Source organism: Synechococcus sp. MEDNS5 (genome assembly GCF_014279875.1).
GTDB lineage: Bacteria > Cyanobacteriota > Cyanobacteriia > PCC-6307 > Cyanobiaceae > Synechococcus_C.
Window position 1 is genome coordinate 1,447,274 of the sequence record NZ_CP047952.1, and the last position, 23,188, is coordinate 1,470,461.

The following is a 23,188-nucleotide window of genomic DNA, read 5'->3' on the forward strand; positions in this document are numbered from 1 at the left end:
CTTTGAGTTAAAGAGAACGTCGTCGGATCGCTTCTTTTTCTACGGCAAGTAAATTTTCAGTGAGGTCAGTTCGCAGGCGCTGTTCGATCAGCGCCACAGGCATGCCAAGGCATCCTTGCACCGTTAGGTCGTAGAGGAGAAGTGTGGCATCGGGAACAGCCTGAAGTCGCCAACATCCTTCGAAACGGCGAAAATCGCCTTTCAGCATGCGGAACTGAAGCAGCCCTTCCGGCCGATGTTCAGTCAACTCAAGTTGAACAGAAGCGGAAAACTTCAGCCCCAGAAGCTGCTGACTGCCGATCTGGGAGAGCGTCACCAAACTGCCTTTCCGCGCCAGAAGAGTGCTGCGCGAAAGGTTGGGGATGAACTCGCTCAGCGCTTCATAGTCGGTCAACACCGACCAAAGATCCTTCACTGGCAGCGAAGTCCGCAGCTGCACGGCCAAACGACGCATGCCCTGGGGAAGGCGCTCCATGGTCTGCTCGATCGGCTGGTGCTGGCCCAGAGAAGGGCGCTGGAGAGTCTTCAAGGAGACTTCGATGGTCAACCTGAGAAAGATAGCAATGGAATCTTAATGAAAGTCAGCCGTCCGACCAGCGCATTGAGCTGGACCACGACAGACCGCATGAGAATCCAAGGTCATGCCTATGATCGCGCCGTCTTGAAGGCAAGCGGGATCTCATGCGCGTCAGCTCTGCAGCGAACAACACCTACAACGAACGGGTGTTCACGTTGGTTGTTGTCGGCCTGCAGACGTCAAAGCAGCGCCGGTCAGAACAAACCTTCACAGTGTCTTACGACCGCCTGCAGTCCACCGTTCAGCGCGTTAATGCTTGTGGTGGAAGAATTCTGTCGGTGACAGCCGGCACCGCTTCTGCCGCAGCCCACGCCACTGGCTCGGCAGCCTCCAACGTCTCAAAAGCCTCCGCCTCCTCCGCCGTGACCGAAACCCCACGCAAGCCTGCACACAAGGCTGTGCCTGTGAACCTCTACAAGCCCAGGGCACCCTTCATGGGCACCGTCACGGGGAACTACAGCCTGCTGAAAGAAGGGGCGATCGGACGAGTGCAGCACATCACCTTTGACCTCAGCGGCGGTGATCCCCATCTCGAATACGTCGAAGGGCAATCCATCGGCATCATTCCCGAAGGTGAAGACGCGAAGGGAAAACCCCACAAGCTGCGGCTCTACTCCATCGCCAGCACACGCCATGGCGACAACCTGGGTGACCACACGGTGTCCCTCTGTGTTCGCCAGTTGGAATACAAGAACGATGCCGGCGAAGAGATCAAAGGGGTCTGCTCGACCTACCTCTGCGACATCGAGCCAGGAACCAAAGTGAAGATCACCGGTCCGGTGGGCAAGGAGATGCTCCTCCCCGATGACGAGGACGCCAACGTGATCATGCTGGCCACCGGCACTGGTATCGCTCCGATGCGCACCTACCTCCGCCGCATGTTCGAGCCCTCAGAACGGGAGAAGAACGGCTGGACCTTCCGGGGCAAGGCCTGGCTGTTCATGGGTGTACCGAAGACTCCGAACCTTCTCTACGACGAGGACTTTGAGCGTTACGAGCGCGAGTATCCCGACAACTTCCGCTACACGAAGGCCATCAGCCGCGAGCAGCAGAACACCAAGGGCGGACGCATGTACATCCAGGATCGTGTCCTCGAATACGCCGATGAAATCTTCTCGATGATCGAAAACCCCAAAACGCACGTTTACATGTGCGGTTTGCGTGGCATGGAACCAGGAATCGACGAGGCGATGAGCGCCGCTGCTGAGGCCAAGGGTCTCGACTGGTCGGAGCTGCGCCCTCAGCTCAAGAAAGCCGATCGTTGGCATGTGGAGACTTATTGAGGTCTGCCTCGCCGTCTGAAAATGATGGAAGCCCGCCTGATGGCGGGCTTTTTTGATGCACAGGCGCTGGGAAAAGCCAGCAACAAAAACATGGCGGGTTGTTCTAGAGCACTGTCAGGACGGAAATTCCTGGTTAAACCTGCGTCAGAACGATCTGTGCCATGAGCGCAACGATGACGAACCCGCTGAGGGTCGGACTGCGTCAGGAGCGAGTGATCGCACCCCAGTGCCTTGTGATCTTCGGTGCGAGCGGAGACCTCACCCATCGGAAGCTCGTCCCAGCGTTATTCGAGCTCTTCCTGCAGCGACGCTTGCCGAGCGAATTCGCCCTTCTTGGCTGCGCCCGTCGGCCCTGGAGCGATGAAGAGTTCCGTCAGAAAATGGCCCAGGCCATGGAGAAGACGGTGAACGAGAACCGCGTGGCATGGGACCAGTTTGCAGCTGGCATGTTCTACGAGCCGGTGGATCTCCAGCAGCCCGAGGATCTGGTGAAACTCGGTCACCGGCTCGACAGCATCGACCGTCTTAGGGCTACACGCAGCAACCGCACCTTCTATCTGTCGGTCTCACCGAAGTTCTACGGCAGTGGCTGTCGGGCACTGGCCGATGCCGGTCTGCTGAAGGATCCCCAACGCAGCCGTGTGGTGATTGAAAAGCCCTTCGGAAGGGACTACGGCAGCGCCCAGGCTCTGAATCGCATCGTTCAAAGCTGTGGCCAGGAGAATCAGATCTTCCGCATCGACCACTATCTGGGCAAGGAAACGGTGCAGAACATCATGGTTCTGCGCTTCGCCAACACCATTTTCGAACCGATCTGGAACCGGAATTACATCTCCAGCGTTCAGATCACAGCGGCTGAAACCGTCGGCGTAGAAGAGCGTGCCGGTTACTACGAAACCTCCGGTGCACTGCGCGACATGGTGCAGAACCACCTGACGCAGATGTTGGCGATCACGGCCATGGAGACACCGGGCCGTTTCGACCCCGAGGCCATTCGCAGCGAGAAAGCCAAGGTGCTGCAGGCAGCCCGCCTGGCGGATGAAAACGAGCCCTGGAATTGCTGTATTCGCGGGCAGTACGGCCCGGGTGGCACCCAGGAGAACCCCCTTGCCGGATATCGACAGGAGCCGGGGGTGGATTCCAACAGCACCACAGAGACCTACGTGGCCATGAAGCTGTTCATCGATAACTGGCGGTGGCAAGGGGTGCCGTTCTATGTGCGCACCGGCAAGCGGCTGCCGAAACGTCTCAGCGAAGTGGTCCTCACCTTCCGGGAAGCGCCGGTTCACTTGTTTGATGCCGCAGGCGGCGGTCCCACCGCGAACCAGCTGATCCTGCGCATCCAACCCGACGAGGGTGCTGAATTCCGTTTCGAGGTGAAGTCCCCCGGATCAGGAATGCGCAGCCGCCCTGTGGAAATGGAATTCTCTTACGACGAATCCTTCGGGGAACCCTCCGACGAGGGGTATGTGCGTCTTCTTGCCGATGCGATGCTCGGCGACCCCACCCTGTTCACCCGCAGTGATGAAGTGGAGGCCGCCTGGCGTCTCTACACACCCCTGCTTGAGCTCATTGAAGACAGCCCCTGGCAGCTGCCGATTCATCCCTATGAGTCACGAACCTGGGGGCCCGCAGCCTCTGACGCTCTGATGGCCCGCGATGGCCTGCTCTGGCGCCGTCCCTGATTGTTCTCGACAGACACCCATCCCTTCCCCACCAGCTGAACCATGTCACCCCAGCTCACGCTTCAGACCCCCCTGGAACTCCCCCCCGCGGAGGTCCCCAGCTACCTGGAACAGCTCTGGTCACGCGACCAACAGGGGGGCGTTGGATCCCATACGTTCTGTCTGCTGATCTGGCAACCGTCCTGGGTGGAACAGCAGCTGGTCCGTACCGGTCGGCTCGAAGGACCAATCACCGGGGTACAGCGTGCCGAACTGATTCAGGCCGGTCGCCAGGCCGTGGTGGATGGGGATCTGCCCTTGAGTACCTCACCGCTCACCGCTCCGGTGGCAGCGTGCCTGAGCAGCATGGATGGATCCCAGCAAGCTGATGACCTCAGGGGCCAGCACATCGATGCAGCCCTCAGCGCCCTCAGGCCACGTCGGCTGATCACCCTGGCCCCAAGCCTGGATGACCAGCAGGGCTTGGAAACCCTTGTTGCCGCTTACTGCCCACTGCCTGAGGAGGGGGGTGGAACCGTTGCCTGCGGTGATGTTGTGGTTCTGCGCGGGGGCCAACCGTTACTAGAAGACGGCCTCTCCATCCTGCAACCGCTGCTTCCTGAGGATCTGCCCTCCTGGGTGTGGTGGAACGGTGCCCTCGATGAGGCACCCGAACTCCTGATGCAGCTCGCAGGCACTCCCCGACGCCTGATTATTGATTCAGCACTGGGAGACCCCGGGTTCTGCCTGAATCTGCTGGCAACGAGGATCGAAAGCGGCCAGGCCGTCAACGACCTCAATTGGCTGAGGCTCGGGAGCTGGCATCAAACCCTGGCGATGGTGTTCGATCCGCCGAATCGTCGCAATGCCCTCAGCCACGTGGTGCAGCTGGACATCGACGTGGAAGGAGACCATCCGGTTCAGGGCCTCCTGTTGGCCAGCTGGATCGCTGATCGTTTGGGATGGCAGCTGCAACGCACCCAGCATCACGACGACCACAGCATCAGTGCTGAATTTGTGAGAGCGGATGGCGTAGCGGTGCAAGGGCGCGTCTCGCCAGTGCCCATGGGGCAGCCCAGTATTCACCCTGGCCAGATCGTGGGGCTGCGCCTGATCTGTAAACCCGAGGACAAACCTGCGATCTGCGTGATCCTCTGTGCGGAATCGGGGGGCTGCATGCGCCTTGAAGCCGGTGGGATGGCGAGCATGGAGCTGATCGAAGAAGTGGTTGCGGTTCAGCCCATGCCTGTCGAGGCCGATGTGGCCAAGCTGCTCGAGGGTGGGCATGACTCCACCAATCCGCTGCTGGAAGCCGCTGCCCCTCTGGCTGCCAAGCTGATCATCTGATGTCCCGCTGAGCGGGACCCACGTTCCGCTGTTCCGCTCAGTTCATGGCCTGTGTGATCGCTGCTCCGGCCAGCGGCAGTGGCAAAACCCTGCTCACTCTCTGCCTGATCGCCTGGGCGCGTCGTCTGAGGAAGAGCATCCAGCCCTTCAAGGTGGGGCCGGACTATCTCGATCCCCAGCTCCTCAGCCTCAGTGCAGGCAGAGTTTGCAGGAATCTCGACCTCACCCTCTGCGGAAAGGAGTGGGTGGATCTCAGTTTCCGAGGGTTTGGCGGACGGTGCGACATGGCCGTCGTCGAAGGCGTGATGGGTCTGTTCGACGGCATCGGAGCCAGCTCCGACGGGAGCACAGCTGCTGTGGCAAGGCATCTGAACCTGCCTGTGGTGCTGGTGGTGGATGCCGGCAGGCAGGCCCGATCCCTGGCGGCAGTGGTGCGCGGGTTTCAGAGCCTGGAACCGCGCGTGAACTTTGCGGGGGTCGTGCTCAACCGGGTGTCCAGCCAGCGCCATCGAGAGCTTCTGGAGAGCGTGCTCGACGAGATCAATGTTCCCTGTCTGGGAATCCTGCCAAAGGACGCGAGTCTGAGTCTTCCCAGCCGACACCTCGGCCTGGCTCCAGCCCATGAGCTCGGACCGATGCAGGAGCGGATCGGTCGCTGGGCAGCGCTGGCGTCCTCCCATCTGGATCTGCAGAGATTTGAACCGTTACTGAGGGCACCTGCCGCCGGCTCGGATCCCATCCAAACCGTTCTGGCCCCGGTCCTGGAACAGCAGCCCAAACGCGCTCCCATGCCTGTGGCGGTCGCCCAGGACGAGGCCTTTCACTTTCGTTACCCGGAAATGCAGGAATGCCTGGAAGCCATGGCCATGCCTGTGATTCCTTGGAGCCCATTGGCGGATGAGCCGCCACCGCCCCAAGCCTTGGGACTGGTGCTGCCGGGTGGATTTCCAGAACTGCATGCAGAGTCGCTCAGCCAATGCCAGCGCAGCCTCTCGGCCCTGCAGCAGTGGATCGCCCAGAAGCCCCTCTATGCCGAATGCGGCGGCATGCTGATGCTGGGTGAGTCACTGAGTGACGCGGAGGGGACTCACCATCCGATGGCTGGCGTGTTGCCCTTCAGGGCAGAACGAGGAGCGTTGCAGGTGGGCTATCGAACGCTGTCCGCAGCGCAGGATGGCTTGATTCTGCGCGCAGGGGAACGTTTGAAAGGGCATGAGTTCCACCGGTGGCAATTGAGCAAAGAATCCGGAGATTTCTTGGGAAAGGCGAAACCCTTATGGCAGGTTGATGGGTGGAAAATCTCGCGGAGAGACGAGGGATGGAGCCTTCCGACCCTGCACGCAAGCTGGGTACACCTCCACTGGGCCGGCTCCTCGACGACCTCATGCCGATGGCGCGCCGCTCTCGAAACCGCGGCGACGCGGAAGGCGGCCGTTTCCTGAATCGAGGCAAACACAAGCCCACAATCTTGAAGGAACGCTGGCGCTTCCTCGTAGAGGGGAAGGTTCAAGGTGTTGGATTCAGGCAAGGGTGTTGCCGTCGCGCCATGGATCTTGGCCTGAGCGGCTGGGTTCGCAACCTTCCCGATGGCCGGGTGGAGGTGCAAGCAGAAGGAACTCCCATGGCGCTCAGTGACTTGCGGCTTTGGTGTGAACGCGGTCCCACCGACGCGCAGGTGAGCCTGGTGAGGCCCTCACAGATGCCCATCACAGGGGCGGACTGGTTCGAAATCCGCAACTGACCTGCACTGGGATGACACCGGCAACACCTCCATTGGTGGCGCTGCTGGTCACAATCCCGTTAAGTCGTCACCAGTGACCTATGGCCGAACATCGTCAGCTCTGGCTCTTGCGCCATGGCGCCACGGAATGGGCCAAGAACGGACGCCACACCGGCAACACCGACCTTCCCCTGCTTCCTGAGGGAGAGGAGGAAGCACGTCGGCTGGCACCGGTGCTGAAGGCGCAGCCCTTCGCGGCAGTCTTCACATCGCCGTTGCAACGCGCCCGTCGCACTTGTGAACTGGGCGGCCTTGGGGATCAAGTCCAGGTGATGGAGGAACTGCTGGAATGGAATTACGGCGACTACGAGGGGGTCACCACGCCGGAGATCCGCAAGACGGTGCCGGGTTGGACCGTCTGGAGCCATGGTTGCCCCAACGGGGAGGATGCTGAGGCCGTGCAGAAGCGCTGCGAAATCGCCATCCAACGCGCCCTGGAAGTCTCCGAACCAGGGGATGTTGCTCTGTTCGCCCATGGACATCTGCTGCGGTCGCTGGCTGGGACCTGGCTTGGTCTGGGTGCTGTGGGTGGCAGCCTGTTGAAGCTCAGTACAGGAAGCATCTGCGTGCTGGGATTCGAGCGCGAAAACCGTGCGATCGTTCGTTGGAATGCTCCGGTCGACGGCCGGTTCTGATGAGCGACACCACTCTCTGGGCAGAACTGCTGGCCTACGGCACAGGCATCGGCCTTTCACCAATCCACATTGCCGTTCTGCTGCTCCTGTTGCTGGGCCCCCAACCCCTGCGCCGCGGCGGCTGGTTTGTTGCGGGATGGGTGGTCACCACACTGCTCACCGCAACCCTGCTGGTGACGGTGGGCCACACCCTTGTTCTCGATATGAGCCACGGCTCTCATCACCGCACGGGCCTTGACCTGCTGGCGGGAGGAGCCTTGGTCGCCATCGGTGGCAGGGAGCTGCTGCGTTCCTTTGCCGATGGAGCCGAACCACCAGCCTGGACCACCAGCATCGACCGCTTTGTGGCCATGCCATTGCCGCTTCTCCTGCTCCTTGGCGCAGCGGGGGAGGTGATCAGTCCCGACGACCTCGTGCTCTTTGCCAAGTCGGCAGGCGTTGTTCTCGCAGCCCAGTTGCCCACCTGGCAGGAGATCGTGGGATTGGCGGCCTTCACGCTTGGGGCCAGCCTTTTTCTGTTGGCCCCACTGATCGCCGTGATCATCGGACGGGACAAGGTGATTCCAATCCTGGAGAAAGGCAAGCAAGTGCTGTTTGCCCGAGGCGGACTGGTGGTGGGAGGCGTCAGCCTGGGCCTGGGGGGCTATCTGGGATGGCAGGGAATCAGCGGTCTCAGCCTGCTCTGAGGGCTTTGGCCCAACGTTGCGTGGCCCCTTCAGAACCAGTGCGACCTGCCATCCAAACGCCCTGACGGGCCCTGCTGACTGCCACGTAAACAAGCTGCCTGCGCAGATCAAGGTCTTGAGGCCAGAACACATCATCTGCGACGTAAACCTCGCCAAAACTGCTGCCTTGGCTGCGATGCACGGTCAGTACAGCCGCAGGTCCCAGCGAAGCGAACGCATCACGCACCAAGAAATACCGGCGCCAGAGCGGACGTCCCCCTTGCTTACCAGCGTCACGGGCCTGGGTTCGCAACTGCTGGAGCAGGGCATCCAGCTGCTGCCTGGCTGGGGTGCCGGCAGGCGGCTGCAGGCGCAGATTGAGTTCGAGCTCCCCGCTACGCACCCGTGCATTAAGGGTTTCAATCACAGGTGCACCAAGACCAGCCAACGAGAGCTGGGCATCGCCGGCGACGCCGAACTCCGCCAGGTCAAAGCGTTCAGGGGCGACATCCTCCACCACGAGTTCACGATTGGAACCCAGCACCAGATCGGGCTCCTCTCCGGTCTCGCCACCATCCCGTGAGGCGGGGGCCATCACCGCGGTGCGGGTGATCAGCACCTCGCCAGGCAATACCGCCATCTGATCGGCCATCTCGCCATGAATCGCCCGGCGCGCGTGGGGGACCAGCACCTCAAGCCTGCGATTGGTATAGCAAAGAATCCTGGCTGCATCGGGGTTATCGCAGGCTGCCGCCTGTCGCAGAGCCTCCTGAGCACGACTGAGCCAATCGGAGCGGTTCATCACCCCGACCTGTCCCAGATCCGTGAGCACCGGAGCCAGAAGCGGTGGCACCTCACAGGGCAACCGGCCATCACGCAGGCAACTGGCCAACTGCAGCACGGGGCCTTGATGACGCACCACTTGCCGCAGGCAGGCATTCACGGCCCGCGTCATGGCAAAGACAGGGCTGTCGCTTTCTCCCACCGGCGGCAGCTGAGCCGGATCCCCAACGAACACCAACCGGGTGCTGAAGGTGTGCGCGCACTGCAGCGCGATCGACAACAACGAACTATCCACCATGGAGGCTTCATCAATCAGCACCAGACCGAGGTGCTCAAGGGCTGCTGCCGTCTGCTCGGTGGATTCACACAACTCACGATCACCCTGTCGTTTGAGCTTGAGGCGCAGCAGGCGGTGGATGGTGGATGGATACCAGGTTGGGCGCAGACCCTCAAGCGCCAGGGCTTGCCTGAGCACACCCACGGCCTTGTGGGTCGGGGCGACGACAGTCCAGCAAAGACCACTGGCCTCCACCTGCTGCAGAAGACGCATCGAAAGGAAGGTCTTACCGCTGCCGGCGAAGCCACTCAACACGAACGGGACGGTTGCATCGGCTTGATGAAGCCAGTCAGCGAAGGCATCGGCGGCCTGTTGCTGGTCACTGGTAAGAGCCAGCGCGGAATGGGCGGGCGAGCTCACCCGAACGCCTGGGACAGGACGTGGGCCAGATGCAGGGGCGAGCCGACATACACCAAGCCTGGAAGAGCGATGGCTGGGCCGAGCAAGCTTCCAACCAACACCTCGAGCCTGGAGTGGCCTAAGCGTTCTTTCAGGGGTTTGTCAGGGGATGGATCCCAGAGATTGCTGGGCAGAGCATTCACTCTCTCCGCGGTGAACCCCGCCGCCCGCCGCACGCCACTGGCGTCGTACATCACAACAAAGGCCACCGTGGAAGCCAAAGCGAAAGCGGGGGAGTCAAATCCATCGAGCCAACCCACGGCAGCGGCTGTACCGGTCACCAGTGCCGAATGGCTTGATGGCATTCCACCGGTTTCGATCAACACCTGCGGGCGCCAGCGGCGCTGGGTGACCAACTCGATGAACAGCTTGGACAGCTGAGCCAGCCCGCAGGCAGCGAGCCCCCAGGCCAGGGAGGCGTTGTCCAGAAGCTGAAGCGGCGCGCTCAACGAGGCAATCAGCATGGTCAACGGTCCCGGCTCGCGACGTAGTCAGCGAGAGCCAGAAGCGGCTGAGCCTTGGATTTCCAAGGTTCGAGGGCAGACTTGGCCTGGGCCACTAACTCAAGTGCGCGAGACCGCGACGGTTCGAGACCAAGAAGTTTCGGATAGGTGGTTTTATCGGCGATGAGATCCTTACCCGCTGTTTTACCGAGCACTTCACTGCTGGCCGTGACATCCAGAATGTCGTCCACGATCTGGAAGGCCAGGCCGATTCCATTGGCATACGTCCGCATGGCATCGACCTGATTGGCATCGGCACCGCCGATCAAGGCACCGGTCACGACACAGGCCCTGAGCAGAGCTGCGGTCTTGTGGAGATGGATGTATTCCAGTGTTTCCAGGTCAACCTCGCGACCCTCACTTTCCAAATCCACCACCTGGCCACCCACCAGCCCCGGTGCTCCAGACACCAGGGAAAGCTCAGCCACCACCTTCAGCAACCGTTCAGCCGGAAGCCCTGCACTGCGCACGGCCACCATTTCGAAGGCCCGGCTGAGCAGAGCGTCGCCAGCGAGAATGGCCATGGCATCGCCGTAGACCTTGTGGTTGGTGGGGCGACCACGGCGCAAATCATCGTTATCCATCGCCGGCAGATCGTCATGGATCAGCGACATGGTGTGGATCATCTCCAGGGCCACTGCCGTCGGCATCGCCAGAGAGGCATCACCGCCGACCAGCTCACAGGCTGCAAGGCAGAGAATCGGTCTGAGCCGCTTGCCTCCAGCCAGGAGCGAATAGCGCATCGACTCGCGAAGAGACTCCGGTCGCTCAGGACCTAAAGCCGCATCCAGGGACTGCTCGACAATGTCGCGGGTCTTGGCCAGATAGGCACCGAAGTCAAAACCTGCCTGATCCTCACCCGACGGCGTGACACCTTCAGGGCTTCTCGCCGTGGCGGTCATGAAGAACATGATGCTGGCCGGATTCTGTCAGGCCGCAGGTCCCATGAGCGCGATCACGGCACTAGGTCGTCAAGATCATGATCGAGCTGATGGCGTCGGCTCCAGGCCAGCACTGTGTTCACCAGAAGCATGGTGACGGTCATCGGACCGACGCCGCCCGGCACGGGGGAAAGAGCTGCAACCAAGGGTTCCAGCTCGGCAGCGTTGACATCTCCGCACAATCCACCCTCTGGTCTGCGATGAATGCCCACATCCACAACAACGGCACCGGGGGCCACATGCTCAGCCCCGATCATTTCCGGACGTCCCGCTGCGACCACAAGAATGTCGGCCTGACGGGTTAGAGCAGGGAGATCGCGGGTGCGGGAGTGCGCCACGGTGACTGTGGCGTTGGCTGCCTGAAGCATCAGGGCCATCGGCTGGCCCACAAGGATGCTGCGTCCCACCACAACAGCCCGTTTGCCTGAGGGATCAATGCCCTGACTGCGCAACATGGCCATCACGCCTGCGGGCGTACAACTGCGGGGCCCTGGCTCACCTTTCAACAGCCGGCCAAGGTTGAGTGTGTGCAGACCATCAGCATCCTTATCAGGATCGATCGCTGCCAGTAGAGGGGTTTCATCAAGGCCTTCCGGCAGGGGCAGCTGCAGCAAAATTCCATCCACCCGCGCATCGGCGTTGAGCGCCTGGATAGCCTTCAGAAGGGTCTGCGGTTGCGACGAAGCAGGCAGGTGGGCCCCGAAGCTTTCCACTCCCACCCTGGCGCAGGCTTTCTCCTTGTTGGCCACGTACACCGCACTGGCGGGATCATCACCCACCCGCAGAACCGCAAGACCCGGCGGGCGGCCGGCCTGAGCACAACCATTGCGGACCTGCTGTGCCAGACGTTGTTCCAGCTCCTTGGCCAGAGCTTTTCCATCCAATCTGAGGGCCATCGCCGACTGATGCACGTGAAACCAGCATGCCGCTCCGGCAGAGCTAGCGTTTCATTCGAAAGTATCCACCAATCTTGCGTTCGCATCCCCTAGCAAGGTTCTGGAGGTCCTGGCTCAGGAGTGAATCTCCTCGCCGCCCTGTGCTGCGCTGGAATCGCCTGCAACGCAGTGTTCTCCTGGCGCTTTGCCTGCTGGTGGCCCTGATCTCGAGTTGGCCATGGCTGGTGGAGCCAGACATTCGACCAGGTCTGGCAGCGCCGTTTGACGCGGTGGCACCGAAAGATGCACGGGTGGTCGACAGCGAAGCGCTGAAGCAACGACGATCGAGCCTGGTGCCGAGCACGCTGGTTCAGGTGATCGACAACCAGCAGGATCAGCAGCTGCGCATGCGTCTCGAGCGCTATCTGGGGGAGCTGGAACGGGTCGCCAGCAGCGATGATGCCGAACGGATCGGTCCAGTGAACCTCAGCACCGAAGAACAGGGCTGGCTTGAGGAACGTGTACCTGAAGAACGCCTGAACTGGGATATGGGTCTGCGCCGGGCGCTGGAACGCATGCTCAGCCAGGGATTGGTCAACAACCTGGCCGAAGAACAGCTGCGTCAGGCCACATCCCTGCAGCTGGAGGAACTCGGAGCTGCCGACGCGCCAGCGCGAACCCTTGGCTCCAAGCTGCTCACCACCACCTTGCAGGGGGCCAGCAATCTCAAAACCGATCCGCAACGCAGCCAAAGGCTGATCGAGAAGCTGATCACCCAGCAAGGCATCCCAGTGATCGAGGTCAGCCAAGGTGACCTGATCACACAGAAGGGCGAACCGATCAGTTCCCAGGCTTACGACGTTCTCGATTTCTTTGGCCTGGTGAACCGCAGACCCAAACTGGGAATCTGGCTGGTCCGGTTTACAGAATCCCTCGCCGCCTGCGGGATTCTCCTGCTCGTGATGCGCCGCGAACGCCCCTGCCTCGAAGCGCCCCATGGACTGCTGGCCCTGGGGTTGCTGCTGATCTCCCAGGCCTGCAAGGTTTGGTTCGGCGCGGCCGTGAGCCCACTGGCGGTGATCGTGCCGCCAACGTTGCTGCTGGCCCAGGGCCTTGGAACCAGCAGCGCCCTGGCGTGGATGGCCGTTGCCAGCCTGCTCTGGCCCACACCGGTGCCGGGCCTTGGAGAGGGGCGCCTGCTGATCGCTGCGGCAACAGCCACCGTGGCCGCCCTTCAGGCGGGCAGGCTCAGAAGTCGTGCCCAGCTTTTGCAACTGGCGGTGCTCCTGCCTCTGGGAGCGCTGGTCCTGGAGCTGCTTCTCCTCAACAGGACTGCAGGATCCCTTGTGGAACAGGACTGGACCCGACTGCTTCCCAACTCGGGAGATCTGGCATCCGAAGCCTTGTTGCTGGGGCTGCTGATGATGCTGGCAATCCTGGTCATTCCCCTGCTCGAAAGTTCTTTTGGTCTGCTGACCCGGGCAAGGCTGATGGAGCTGGCCGACCAGGAACGCCCCCTTCTGCGCCGGCTCTCCTCAGAAGCTCCAGGCACGTTCGAGCACACCCTGATGATCTGCAGCTTGGCCGAGGAGGGCGCGCGCGCGATCGGTGCCGATGTTGATCTGATCCGCACCGGATCGCTGTATCACGACGTTGGCAAGCTGCATGCGCCGAATTGGTTCATCGAGAACCAGACCACAGACCACAACCCCCACACTGAACTCAATGATCCGGTCGCCAGCGCGGGCGTTTTGCAAGCCCATGTTGATGAAGGCCTGAAATTGGCCAGACGCCACCGACTGCCCAGACCGATCGCTGACTTCATTCCCGAGCATCAGGGAACCTTGCGGATGGGGTATTTCCTGCACCAGGCACGGCTGAAGGATCCCAAGATTTCAGAGAAGCGGTTTCGTTATCACGGCCCAACTCCCCGCTCCAAGGAGACGGGAATCATGATGGTGGCTGATGGTTGCGAGGCCGCCCTGCGCTCCTTGCCACCCGACACGAGCGATGCGGAAGCCCGAGCCACGGTGAAACGCATCGTGGAAGCACGGCTCAGCGATGGTCAGCTGCGTCAAAGCGGCCTCAGTCGCGCAGAGCTCGAGCTTGTGATGCGGGCGTTCGTGAAGGTTTGGCGCCGCATGCGCCATCGCCGCATTCCCTACCCGATCCCAGCCAAGCGTCGATTCACGGCTTAACGGTGGGTCCAGGCTGGCCACGGAGCACGGACGCGCACCGTATGGCCGGGATGATCAGGATCGGGAAAACCCAAGGCCATCGCCCTGAGCCGCAGCCCCTCAGCTGCACATCCAGGGTTGTAGATCGGGTCACCGATGATCGGATGGTGCAGGGCCGCCAGATGGGCGCGCAGTTGATGGGATCGGCCGGTTCTTGGGCAGAGCCAGAGACGCGTGCTGTTCTCCACCAATTGCAAACGACGCCACAGCGTTATGCATGCCTTCCCATCGGGATGAACGCCATAGGTGGGCGGTTGACGCTTCAGACGAGCCAGAGGGAGATCAATCAGTCCGCTGACAGTCCCCATCTGTCCCTGAACATCAGCGATGTACAGCTTTCTGACCCTTCGCGCTGCGAACAAAGACCCCAACAATCGGTGTGTGTCTGGATCCTTCGCCAGAAGCACGAGTCCCGAGGTGTCGCGATCGAGGCGATGCACCAGGCGTAGGTCTGGGCACGACAGCTGAAGGCGGCTGATCAGCGAATCCTGCTTGTGAGCACCCAGACCGGGTTGGCAGAGGAGTCCTGACGGTTTGTCCACCACCATCCAACGTGGATGATCGAGAACGAGGGGCAGCCCAGCCAGCAGGCGGTCTGCCAAGAGCCCTGGCCTACAAACGGCCACCGCGCCGATGGGCTGGACGGCACCAGTAGACAAGAGCCAGCACGTTCAAGAGCCCAAGCGACACTGAAGCAAACCCGAGGGTGCGGGCCTCGGGGCCGAGCACCAGGCGCACGATCCCGTAAGGCAAGGCACCTCCAAGGGCCATGGACAGGGCCACGATGGTGAGAATCACTCCCCAGCGCCGCTGCGCCAGCAGTCCGGCCGCCGCCACGATGCCCACGATTGCCGCAGGCCAGGCCAGCGAAAAGGCCAGGGTGATGTTGGTGATTTTGAGGCCTGTGGATTGATCAGCCTGAAAGGCCCCCCAAGCGATCACGGGTAAGGCCAGGAGATTGGCCAGCAACCCAATCCAGGTCATCAACCAATACCCGCGCAGCCTGGGCCCCATGGAGTCAGCGTGCAAACTTGCTCACCGTAAGGGGCCGTGGCCGCCGCTCTCTTCATCGTCGGCGTGCAACACGGATTCCAGGGTGCTAAGCAGCATCGCAACGGCTTCATCACGCTCCATGGCGCCCTCGGCAACCCGACTGATCCAGTCGTGGCAGAGCGCTTCGATCTGATCGAACAAGGGGCCTGTGGCCTGCAAAACATCACTCACGCGCTGGGACGCGTCTTGATCAATCTCAAGACGGTCCAGCACCCGATAAAAGCGACCGTCGTTACCGAGATAGGTGAGATGACCCGCGTCATCCAGTTTTGGTGCGGTGATGGGAGTGACTGATGGCTCGTCCATGGTTGCTTCAGCCTCTGGGAGTTTCAGGGGAGATCGCTGGGGGAGCCGATACGGAGCCCCGAGGCAGACGATCGGCGCAGAAACTGCGAAACAGTGCTTCAACCTCCCTGGGAGGCAGACCCTGCACCAAACGGGCTTCAATCTCTTCTCGCTGCTGCGACTGGTGATAAAGACGGAGTTCCTGAAGCGTTGCTCTGGATCGGGCTTCAATGGCCTCCAGGGCATCGCCGATCTGATGGTCGGCGAGAAGGGCACCACCTTGGCAGTGCTGCATCACGTGCGCGGATTCATGGGCGAGCACCACCCAGATCTGCTTGGGATCGTTCTCAAGATTGTTGGCACAAAGAAGGAGAGCGTTGCGCTGCGAGTGAAACGCGCCCAGAAGCGAGGGTGGGCAATCTTTGGCGACCATCGTGTCGGTGCCGGCACGCCGGATCAGAGAGGCATAGCGGCCGATGCGATCCCAGCTCTCCGCGCGCACTGGCCCGGAGGCCAGAGATGCAAGAGAGGTCATCGCCAGCGCGACCGCAACGGAACGACCAAACGCAAATCCCATCCATCAGTCCCACTCCTGTTCTCATTAGAGACAGCAGAGACACATGCAGGCCGAAGGTTCGGTTCTTCTACCGATTCAGCCGCTGAACACTGGACACCTTGTCCCGGAAGGACTGCTCGCGATCAATGCGCGTATTGACGCGCAACGTGGCATGGATCCTGGGAACCCCGTTCTGGTGCAAGCGCTCATGGCAAGCCTTAACGCAAGCAAACACGGCATCCCATTCACCCTCAATCGCCGTCCCATCAGGTCCCAGCTGATGCTCGAGCCCCGAAGCCTCAATCACCTCCTGGCAGACCGCCACGTAGGGCGCAAGGGATACCCCCACACCGAGCGGCACGAGGCAGAGATCAACGCTCACGCGCATCGGTGGCTCCAGTCATGCCCTGTCATGGTTAATCAGGATCCCAGACAGATGCAAGCCCATGCAACAGGCCAGACTTGGCCCAGCGGGGGCGGCACGGCCGGCGAGAACCCCAGCGCTGCGGAGCTCCTCAGGGAGCTCCGGTTTTTTTTGAGCGATCACCATGCCCGAGAAGACAGGCACTGGGGTAGCCAAGAGTGCGCCACTCGCCGCAGCTTGTCTGAACTTCAAGCCCGATCCCCTGCTCAGAAGCTGAAGGGGAGCGTCCCTGCCTTTCACACCAACGACTGGCAGCCGCCTCCGCAGCAGCGATCGATTCATACGGCGCATCCAGCACTGGATGGGGGCTGCCGTCCAGTGATACCAATCGATACAGGGGGCGTCTGGAGTCGGGCACTATTCCACTTTCGCAACTGTCACCAGTGTTCCATGCTTCCGAAGGGTGCGCCATCCCGGAAGCCGACTCCATCCACCCCAACGCCATGACGAGCCACGTTCTCACCAACGCCTACGAGGCCCTGCTGAGCTGCGCCCCAGCCCCCCTCTTCCAGAAGGCCAGAGACCTTTATCTCAAGAAATACGCCCTGGATGGCCGCAAGAGCGAAAGCCCCTTACGCCTGTTTGTGGCCAGCGAAAGTCTCAACGAAACCATCAACCCCGACCCAGAGGCACCACCCCATGGACGCATTGCCCGCCTCGAAGCCAGAACCGAGGAGCTGGCCTTGGTCCACTGGCAGAACCCTGAACCTGCCGATCACAACGCTGTGGAGCGCTACCTGCGCGAAACCTGGGATCTCACCGACATTTCACTCCACTCCTGCGAGGACCCATGGTTTCGAGATGGTGGCCACCAGCAGCGCCTGACACTCCCCGCCCCCCTGAACTGGATGCGGGAAGCCCGTTACCAGGACGTCCAAAAAACTCTGCAGGATGAAAACCCATGAAAAGCTGAAAGCCAACGCACGGACGCGCGAGCCTGGCTAAGCCGGAATTAAGTCTCAGTGGATCAAAGATGAGAACTTCCCTCCCGGAGCGCTACGTCCTGCGCCACAGGGGCAGCGGACAGTATCTGCGCGTTAATGACCAAAGCCAGCAGATCGAGGCGATCGAAAGCCCCGAGTCCGCTTGGAATTTCCACAGCCATGAAGGGGCCATCACCCATGCCCTCTGGATCGGCGAAGTGCATGGTCAGACCCCTGATGTGGTGAAGATGCGCTGAGCAATCAGCGCGATCAGAGCTCGTCTTCGACCTCAGGCTTGATGGTGCAATCAGCCATGGGATAGCTGACGCAGAGCAGGGCGTAACCATTCCCCATCTGCTCATCATCCAGGAAGCTTTGATCAGACTGATCAACGCTTCCGCTCAACACCTTGCCGGCGCAGGTGCTGCAGGCACCGGCTCGGCAGGAATAAGGAAGGTCGACACCCTGCTCTTCTGCGGCATCAAGGATGTATTGATCGTCTGCGCAGGAAAAACTCTTTCCGCCTTCAAGAGTGATGGTGAAAGATGCCATGGGATTTCAAGCAATCAATTCTTTGGTAGTGATCTATGGCGCAGATATCAGCCCTGCGTGCGTGATCCCTGACTGATGCAGGTTCAACGCTGGCCGACCAGGTCTTCCCACGTCAAGAACTGACGACTGTCCACCTGATCTGTGGATGAAGTTCGTTGATCGCGGGCGGGGACCAGGGCCTCGTCGCAACACTCAACTGCTGTCTCTGCCCGGTGACCTCTCGACCATTCGTTCCAGAACGACATCTCAAGCTTTATTCCTGAGACCAGCATTGAGTTTCTGCTTCGAAATATCCGTGTCCAGGGCTACCTGAGAAGGTGCACAGGGGCACAAAATCAACCCTGAATGAAATGGCGCAATCGCCTTGAGTCTTCAGCCATCCTGCGCTGCAACTCAGCCGACGGGGCGTCAGCTTCTTCCCTGGCCTGGGCTGAGAAAACATCCTCATCAGTGATATGGAATCCATGCCCACGAGCGAGCTCGATCAGAGCCTCAACCGACAGGGGCTCGGCCAAGCTGGCCGCCAGAGCCGCGTCGGTTTCACGCAGGCGTAGGAAGGCATCAAGATCTTGGAGCGACATTCGCTGCTGATGTTGAGGCCCACCATTCCATCACCGCACGGTGTTAAGACTGCTTCAACCCAGTTCAGATCCATGGCGATCCAACGCCTGACCTCGGTGCTGCTCGGAGCTGCCGGCACGTTTCTGCCGCCCGTTGAAGGCGACGGAATCAGCGATTCGAACTCCACAGGGTTCGGGTACGGAATTTCCGTTCAAAGCTGCAACTAGAGGCTGCTCAACAACATGCGTGAGCGACTCCTGCTCCTGATTCCAGTCACAGGCTTCAGCTGTTTGCTGGTGTTATTCGTTGTGCTCTGGCAAGCCAGCCAACACCAAAACATCCGATTGCAGGGCCTCACGAATCGCGTGAAAGACCTGGAACAACGCGAAGAAGTGAACAGCCGGCAGCTCTTGGAGCAGCAGCTGGGCGTGTTGAAGACCCGTCAACAGAAGCTGCAAACAGACATCCAGAGCCTGCAGAGCTTTCAGAATGAATACGCCAAACGGGAGGCACGCCTGCTGGAGACCCTCAGGCAAGACGCCACCCTTCCATCCACGCCGGAGGGGATATCGGCCGACGAGTCAGCGATCCCCAATCCCGTCATAACGAATCCATCAGCCCCTAGCCCTTGACCGCATCACCACTGGCGCTGGGAAGGATAAAGCGCTGAAGCAGCACGAACAGGATCAGAACAGGAAGGATTGACACCACTGACCCTGCCGCGACGATGCGCCAGTCGAGCGAGAAGCTGCTGGCGAGCTGCTGGAGCCCGAGGGGCAGGGTGAACAACTGGGGATCATCAAGGATCACCAAAGGCCAGAGGAAATCGCTCCAGGTTCCGATGAACACAAACATCGCCAACGTGATCAGGTCGGCCCGGGCCGCTGGAATCATCACGTTCCACCATTCCCCCAGCTTGCTGCAGCCATCGATGCGAGCGGCCTCTTCCAGTTCCACCGGCACGCCCAGAAAGCTTTGACGCAGAAGGTAGAGACCAAAGGCCGTTGCAGCCTGGGGAATCACAAGAGCCAGAAGGGTGTTTCTCAGACCCAGCTGCACCATCAGCAGATACAGCGGAATCATCACCACCTGGAAAGGGATGAGGATGGTGGCGACCACTAGGCCCAGAACCAGTCCCCGTCCTGCAAATTGCATGCGCGCCAGGGGATAGGCCGCCAGCGAGCAGAACAGAAGATTGGCCACCACAGCCACCAGGCTCACGATGGTGCTGTTCAGAAGGTATTGACCGAGAGGGTTGTTCTGGAACAGCCGCACGTAGGCGTCGAGGCTTGGTTGAGCCGGAAGCAACGCCGGGGGGCTGGTGAAGATGTCCTCGGCGGGGCCCTTCAGCGACGTGCTCACGAGCCACAGCAGCGGCACCAGCACCACCAAAGCCAGCAGGATCAGCAACAGAAGCTGAAGCACCGAGCGCAGCGTGATGCGGTCCTTCGCCGGGACAGCGCGGGTCTGGTGACGGGCCATCGGATCAGAGGGTCGGGCTGGCATCCAAAGGAGTTGCATCCCGCTGGGGATGCAGGGCCGGGTTCAAGGCCCCGGCCACCAGGCGATTCAGGGCATTCACAAAGGCCTGAGCGGCGGCCACCACCACATCGGTGTCGGCAGCATGGCCGGAAAAGAGCTGACCGTCACGTCGCAACCGGATCGTGACCTCACCCATGGCATCGATGCCCTCGGTGACGGACTTCACCGAAAACTCAACCAGTTCGTTGGGTTCCCCGGCCAATGCATTGAGGGCACGGCACACGGCATCCACAGGGCCAGTACCAATCGCCGCCTCACTCTGTTCTTGGCCCTCTTCATCCAGCAGGGTGACGGTGGCCGTGGGCTGCAGGTTGCTGCCGCAGCTCACCTGCACAGACTTGAGCTGATAGCGGGCATCGGGTTGCTGAACCTGCTCGCTCACGATCGCTTCGAGATCGCGATCGGTGATGTCGCGCTTGCGATCCGCCAACTCCTTGAACCGGGCGAACGCGTCGTCTAGGTCTTCACGGCTGAGGTTGTAGCCAAGCTCCTCGAGACGGGCACGCACCGCACTGCGGCCACTCAGCTTCCCGAGGGAGATCCGGTTGTCCGTGAGACCAACGGTGCGAGCATCAACGATCTCGTAGGTGAGGCGGTTTTTGAGAACGCCATCCTGGTGAATGCCCGATTCATGGGCAAAGGCATTCGCTCCCACGATTGCCTTATTGGGCTGCACCACCATGCCGGTGAGATTGGAGACCAAGCGCGACGTCTTCGTGATCTCCTCGGTGCGCACACCCGTCAGGGGGGTGGGTGAGTCGTCCTCTCGGCCAAAGAAGGGATTGAAGTAGCGGCGGCGCACATGCAAGGCCATCACCAGCTCTTCAAGGGCCGCGTTACCGGCCCTTTCGCCGATGCCGTTGACCGTGCACTCCAGCTGGCGGGCCCCGTTTTTCACGGCCTCCAGGAAGTTGGCCACAGCCAAACCGAGATCGTTGTGGCCATGCACCGACAGCACTGCATCGCCGATGTTGGGCACGTGCTGGTCGATACCGGCAATCAAGGCGCCGAACTCGGCCGGTGTGGTGTAGCCCACTGTGTCGGGAATATTGATTGTGCTGGCGCCGGCAGCAATCGCCGCTTCGATCACCTCGTAGAGGAATTCGGGGTCACTGCGGCCGGCGTCTTCACAGGAGAACTCCACATCGTCAACGAGAGAGCGGGCGTAAGACACCATCTCGGGCACGATCGCCAACACTTCCTGACGACTCTTGCGCAGTTTGTGTTCAAGGTGAATGTCGCTTGTGGCGATGAAGGTGTGAATGCGGCGGCGAGGGGCGGGGGCCACCGCATCAGCGCAGGCCTTGATGTCCCCACGGGAGGCGCGGGCCAGACCGCAAATGATCGGTCCTTGCTCTCCACCCACCTGCTGGGCAATGCGCTGAACGGCAGCGAAATCGCCAGGGCTGGCGAAGGGGAAGCCCGCTTCGATCACATCAACGCCAAGCCGCGCCAGCTGCTGGGCAATGGCCAGCTTTTCCTCAAGGTTGAGGCTGGCTCCTGGGGACTGTTCACCATCCCGAAGGGTGGTGTCGAAGATCAGAACGCGGCCTGGATCGTGGGCCATGGCAACAGCCTCGACGCGATTTAGTCGGAATGACTATGAGTTAGCCCACTTTAGGGGAGCGGACCTTGGAAAAACCAGGGAAATGGCCCTGATGCCGGGTACATTCGTCCCACTGCACAGGGGGATGGTGGCCAACGGAGCTCTCGCGCTCGTTCTCCACGCCCACCTTCCTTACGTGCGCGGAGCTGCACCACAGTCCCTGGAAGAGGATTGGTTCTTTCAGGCACTGATCGAGTGCTACCTGCCGCTTCTGGACACCCTGGAGGCAGCGGCGGCCGATCCTTTGCAAGAGGCTCGGCTCACCATGGGCCTGTCGCCCACCCTGCTCTCGCTCCTGGCCGACCGCACCTTGCAATCCCGGTTTCCCGCCTGGGTTGAGGCCAGGCTGACGCTGCTGAAGGAAGCACCCGAGGATCGACAGGAAGCTGCTGAAGACCTCGGCCTGTTGTTTCAGAAACACCTGAGGGCATGGAAAGCCTGCGAAGGCGACCTCATCGGCCGCTTCGCGGCTCTGCAGAGCAAGGGCGTTCTCGACCTGCTCACCTGCGGAGCCACCCATGGCTATCTGCCCCTGCTGCGGGAACACCCAGAAACCGTGCGCGCCCAGCTGCGCACGGCCGTACGGGAACACCACCGCCTGATCGGCGAGCGACCGCTGGGGATCTGGCTGCCGGAATGCGCTTATTACGAGGGCCTGGACCGCTGGATGCGGGATGCCGGCTTGCGCTACGCGGTGCTTGATGGCCATGGCCTGCTCCACGCACAGCCACGTCCGCGCTACGGGGTCTATGCCCCGATCGTGAGCCGGCAAGGCGTGGCCTTCTTCGGGCGCGACAGCGATGCCACCCTGCCGGTGTGGTCAGCAAGGGACGGCTACCCCGGGGATCCCCTGTACCGGGAATTCCACCGTGATCTGGGTTGGGATCTGCCCGCAGAACAGATCGAGGCCCATGGCCTACCCACGGGACGCCCTCTGGGGCTCAAGCTGCATCGAGTGAGCGATCCGAGCGGGGGGCTTGATGGCAAATGCCCTTATCAACCGGAGAAAGCACGCCAACGAACGCAGGAGCATGCCAAGCACTTTTTGCAGGGTCGGCGGGAACAACTTGAGCGGTTGCAGGCGGGCATGGCCACCGAGCCACTGCTGGTGGCACCGTTTGATGCCGAACTATTTGGCCACTGGTGGTTTGAGGGTCCGCACTTTCTGCGGGAGCTCTTCCGTCAAGGGCCTGCAGAAGGCGTGCGCTTCACTAGCCTGCGCGGAGTCTTGGCCAGCACCCCAAACCTGCAGCTGTGTGCACCGTGCCCATCCAGCTGGGGAAGGGGAGGATTTCACGATTACTGGCTCAATGAAACCAATGCCTGGATCATCCCTGAATGGAGCCGAGCCGGACGGGCCATGGTGGAGCGCTGCAGCCGCGGCGTGGGCAGCGAAACCGATCTGAGGCTGCTCCATCAGGCGGGCCGAGAGCTCCTATTGGCCCAGTCATCCGATTGGAGCTTCATTCTGCGGGCCGGCACCACCACCGAACTCGCCAAAGACAGGATCGAGCGCCACCTCGAACGCTTCTGGCGGCTAATGTCAGCTATCGACAGGCATGAAGACCTGCCTGAGCATTGGCTGGAGGACGTAGAAGCCGAGGATGCTGTTTTCCCCTTAATTCAGCCAGCCGACTGGGTCAGCGTGGCCAGCTGAAAA

General features: G+C 61.2%; 28 protein-coding genes. 13 read left to right on the forward strand and 15 right to left on the reverse strand.

The features are described from left to right. Window positions 1–7: 7 nt before the first annotated feature. Window positions 8–475, reverse strand: a complete 468-nt coding sequence (locus SynMEDNS5_RS07755; protein WP_186585909.1) for an SRPBCC family protein — start codon at window positions 473–475, stop codon at window positions 8–10. A gap of 206 nt (window positions 476–681) precedes the next feature. On the opposite strand from SynMEDNS5_RS07755, the gene SynMEDNS5_RS07760 reads away from it, so the two are divergent. The 7 genes from SynMEDNS5_RS07760 (at window position 682) to SynMEDNS5_RS07790 (ending at window position 7,972) form a co-directional block, all read left to right on the forward strand. Next, entirely contained in the window at window positions 682–1,860 is a 1,179-nt protein-coding gene (locus SynMEDNS5_RS07760; protein ID WP_186582857.1) for a phycobilisome linker polypeptide, read from the forward strand. Window positions 1,861–2,021: 161 nt separating this feature from the next. After that, window positions 2,022–3,545 carry a glucose-6-phosphate dehydrogenase gene (gene zwf, locus SynMEDNS5_RS07765; RefSeq protein WP_186582858.1) on the forward strand — a complete coding sequence of 508 codons (1,524 nt, stop codon included), beginning with the start codon at window positions 2,022–2,024 and terminating at the stop codon, window positions 3,543–3,545. Window positions 3,546–3,587: 42 nt separating this feature from the next. Beyond that, entirely contained in the window at window positions 3,588–4,871 is a 1,284-nt protein-coding gene (locus SynMEDNS5_RS07770; RefSeq protein ID WP_186582859.1) for a glucose-6-phosphate dehydrogenase assembly protein OpcA, read from the forward strand. Between the two features lie 44 nt (window positions 4,872–4,915). Beyond that, on the forward strand, window positions 4,916–6,313 hold the full coding sequence (locus tag SynMEDNS5_RS07775) for a cobyrinate a,c-diamide synthase (RefSeq protein WP_186582860.1): 1,398 nt from the start codon (window positions 4,916–4,918) through the stop codon (window positions 6,311–6,313). Continuing rightward, window positions 6,262–6,612, forward strand: a complete 351-nt coding sequence (locus SynMEDNS5_RS07780) for an acylphosphatase (RefSeq protein WP_186582861.1) — start codon at window positions 6,262–6,264, stop codon at window positions 6,610–6,612. Before SynMEDNS5_RS07775 ends, SynMEDNS5_RS07780 begins: the two co-directional genes overlap by 52 nt. Window positions 6,613–6,692: 80 nt before the next feature. Continuing rightward, window positions 6,693–7,286, forward strand: coding sequence for a histidine phosphatase family protein (locus SynMEDNS5_RS07785; RefSeq protein ID WP_186582862.1), 594 nt, complete (start codon window positions 6,693–6,695; stop codon window positions 7,284–7,286). After that, window positions 7,286–7,972, forward strand: a complete 687-nt coding sequence (locus tag SynMEDNS5_RS07790) for a GAP family protein (RefSeq protein ID WP_186582863.1) — start codon at window positions 7,286–7,288, stop codon at window positions 7,970–7,972. The genes SynMEDNS5_RS07785 and SynMEDNS5_RS07790 overlap by 1 nt, the downstream gene beginning before the upstream one ends. Here SynMEDNS5_RS07790 and SynMEDNS5_RS07795 read toward each other — a convergent pair. Genes SynMEDNS5_RS07795 through folD form a run of 4 tightly spaced genes read right to left on the reverse strand, consistent with a single transcriptional unit; the run spans window position 7,959 to window position 11,810 of the window. Continuing rightward, a complete protein-coding gene (locus tag SynMEDNS5_RS07795; RefSeq protein WP_186582864.1) occupies window positions 7,959–9,431 on the reverse strand; it encodes an AAA family ATPase in 1,473 nt (490 codons plus the stop codon). The two genes, SynMEDNS5_RS07790 and SynMEDNS5_RS07795, sit on opposite strands and share 14 nt — an antisense overlap. Continuing rightward, on the reverse strand, window positions 9,428–9,934 hold the full coding sequence (locus SynMEDNS5_RS07800) for a divergent PAP2 family protein (RefSeq protein WP_186582865.1): 507 nt from the start codon (window positions 9,932–9,934) through the stop codon (window positions 9,428–9,430). Before SynMEDNS5_RS07800 ends, SynMEDNS5_RS07795 begins: the two co-directional genes overlap by 4 nt. Before the next feature lie 2 nt (window positions 9,935–9,936). Further along, on the reverse strand, window positions 9,937–10,875 hold the full coding sequence (gene crtE, locus SynMEDNS5_RS07805; RefSeq protein WP_186582866.1) for a geranylgeranyl diphosphate synthase CrtE: 939 nt from the start codon (window positions 10,873–10,875) through the stop codon (window positions 9,937–9,939). Window positions 10,876–10,928: 53 nt separating this feature from the next. Then, window positions 10,929–11,810, reverse strand: coding sequence for a bifunctional methylenetetrahydrofolate dehydrogenase/methenyltetrahydrofolate cyclohydrolase FolD (folD, locus tag SynMEDNS5_RS07810; protein ID WP_186582867.1), 882 nt, complete (start codon window positions 11,808–11,810; stop codon window positions 10,929–10,931). 71 nt (window positions 11,811–11,881) lie between these two features. Here folD and SynMEDNS5_RS07815 point away from each other — a divergent pair, with 71 nt between their 5' ends. After that, entirely contained in the window at window positions 11,882–13,987 is a 2,106-nt protein-coding gene (locus SynMEDNS5_RS07815; protein WP_186585910.1) for an HDIG domain-containing metalloprotein, read from the forward strand. Here SynMEDNS5_RS07815 and SynMEDNS5_RS07820 read toward each other — a convergent pair. The 6 genes from SynMEDNS5_RS07820 to SynMEDNS5_RS07845 form a co-directional block, all read right to left on the reverse strand. Further along, window positions 13,984–14,574 carry an RluA family pseudouridine synthase gene (locus tag SynMEDNS5_RS07820; protein WP_186585911.1) on the reverse strand — a complete coding sequence of 197 codons (591 nt, stop codon included), beginning with the start codon at window positions 14,572–14,574 and terminating at the stop codon, window positions 13,984–13,986. The genes SynMEDNS5_RS07815 and SynMEDNS5_RS07820 overlap by 4 nt on opposite strands. A gap of 64 nt (window positions 14,575–14,638) precedes the next feature. Further along, window positions 14,639–15,040 (reverse strand): hypothetical protein, encoded by a 402-nt coding sequence (locus SynMEDNS5_RS07825; RefSeq protein WP_186582868.1) that lies wholly within the window; start codon window positions 15,038–15,040, stop codon window positions 14,639–14,641. Between the two features lie 21 nt (window positions 15,041–15,061). Then, on the reverse strand, window positions 15,062–15,385 hold the full coding sequence (locus SynMEDNS5_RS07830; protein WP_186582869.1) for a hypothetical protein: 324 nt from the start codon (window positions 15,383–15,385) through the stop codon (window positions 15,062–15,064). A gap of 7 nt (window positions 15,386–15,392) precedes the next feature. Further along, a complete protein-coding gene (locus SynMEDNS5_RS07835) occupies window positions 15,393–15,941 on the reverse strand; it encodes a hypothetical protein (protein ID WP_186582870.1) in 549 nt (182 codons plus the stop codon). 67 nt (window positions 15,942–16,008) lie between these two features. Next, the gene (locus tag SynMEDNS5_RS07840; protein WP_186582871.1) at window positions 16,009–16,308 is read right to left on the reverse strand and encodes an MTH1187 family thiamine-binding protein; all 300 of its coding nucleotides are present in this window, start codon (window positions 16,306–16,308) and stop codon (window positions 16,009–16,011) included. 127 nt (window positions 16,309–16,435) lie between these two features. Beyond that, the gene (locus tag SynMEDNS5_RS07845; protein WP_186582872.1) at window positions 16,436–16,702 is read right to left on the reverse strand and encodes a hypothetical protein; all 267 of its coding nucleotides are present in this window, start codon (window positions 16,700–16,702) and stop codon (window positions 16,436–16,438) included. 85 nt (window positions 16,703–16,787) lie between these two features. Here SynMEDNS5_RS07845 and SynMEDNS5_RS07850 point away from each other — a divergent pair, with 85 nt between their 5' ends. Next, window positions 16,788–17,249, forward strand: a complete 462-nt coding sequence (locus SynMEDNS5_RS07850; protein WP_186582873.1) for a hypothetical protein — start codon at window positions 16,788–16,790, stop codon at window positions 17,247–17,249. A 68-nt stretch (window positions 17,250–17,317) separates the two neighbouring features. Next, the gene (locus SynMEDNS5_RS07855; RefSeq protein ID WP_186582874.1) at window positions 17,318–17,524 is read left to right on the forward strand and encodes a hypothetical protein; all 207 of its coding nucleotides are present in this window, start codon (window positions 17,318–17,320) and stop codon (window positions 17,522–17,524) included. Window positions 17,525–17,537: 13 nt separating this feature from the next. Here SynMEDNS5_RS07855 and SynMEDNS5_RS07860 read toward each other — a convergent pair whose 3' ends face one another. Beyond that, complete coding sequence (locus tag SynMEDNS5_RS07860) at window positions 17,538–17,819, reverse strand: 2Fe-2S iron-sulfur cluster-binding protein (RefSeq protein ID WP_186582875.1); 282 nt, start codon at window positions 17,817–17,819, stop codon at window positions 17,538–17,540. A 335-nt stretch (window positions 17,820–18,154) separates the two neighbouring features. Further along, on the reverse strand, window positions 18,155–18,400 hold the full coding sequence (locus tag SynMEDNS5_RS07865; protein WP_186582876.1) for a Nif11-like leader peptide family natural product precursor: 246 nt from the start codon (window positions 18,398–18,400) through the stop codon (window positions 18,155–18,157). A 72-nt stretch (window positions 18,401–18,472) separates the two neighbouring features. Between SynMEDNS5_RS07865 and SynMEDNS5_RS13120 the strand changes: the two genes are divergently transcribed. Both SynMEDNS5_RS13120 and SynMEDNS5_RS07870 read left to right on the forward strand, forming a co-directional pair. Further along, window positions 18,473–18,607, forward strand: coding sequence for a hypothetical protein (locus SynMEDNS5_RS13120; protein WP_255440076.1), 135 nt, complete (start codon window positions 18,473–18,475; stop codon window positions 18,605–18,607). 15 nt (window positions 18,608–18,622) lie between these two features. Next, a complete protein-coding gene (locus SynMEDNS5_RS07870) occupies window positions 18,623–19,012 on the forward strand; it encodes a signal protein (RefSeq protein ID WP_186582877.1) in 390 nt (129 codons plus the stop codon). On the opposite strand, the gene SynMEDNS5_RS07875 is transcribed toward SynMEDNS5_RS07870, so the two are convergent. Further along, window positions 19,002–19,862 carry a carbohydrate ABC transporter permease gene (locus tag SynMEDNS5_RS07875; RefSeq protein ID WP_186582878.1) on the reverse strand — a complete coding sequence of 287 codons (861 nt, stop codon included), beginning with the start codon at window positions 19,860–19,862 and terminating at the stop codon, window positions 19,002–19,004. The two genes, SynMEDNS5_RS07870 and SynMEDNS5_RS07875, sit on opposite strands and share 11 nt — an antisense overlap. Window positions 19,863–19,866: 4 nt before the next feature. After that, on the reverse strand, window positions 19,867–21,489 hold the full coding sequence (locus SynMEDNS5_RS07880; RefSeq protein WP_186582879.1) for a 2-isopropylmalate synthase: 1,623 nt from the start codon (window positions 21,487–21,489) through the stop codon (window positions 19,867–19,869). A 124-nt stretch (window positions 21,490–21,613) separates the two neighbouring features. Here SynMEDNS5_RS07880 and SynMEDNS5_RS07885 point away from each other — a divergent pair, with 124 nt between their 5' ends. Continuing rightward, window positions 21,614–23,185 (forward strand): glycoside hydrolase family 57 protein, encoded by a 1,572-nt coding sequence (locus SynMEDNS5_RS07885; protein WP_186585912.1) that lies wholly within the window; start codon window positions 21,614–21,616, stop codon window positions 23,183–23,185. Window positions 23,186–23,188: the final 3 nt, after the last annotated feature.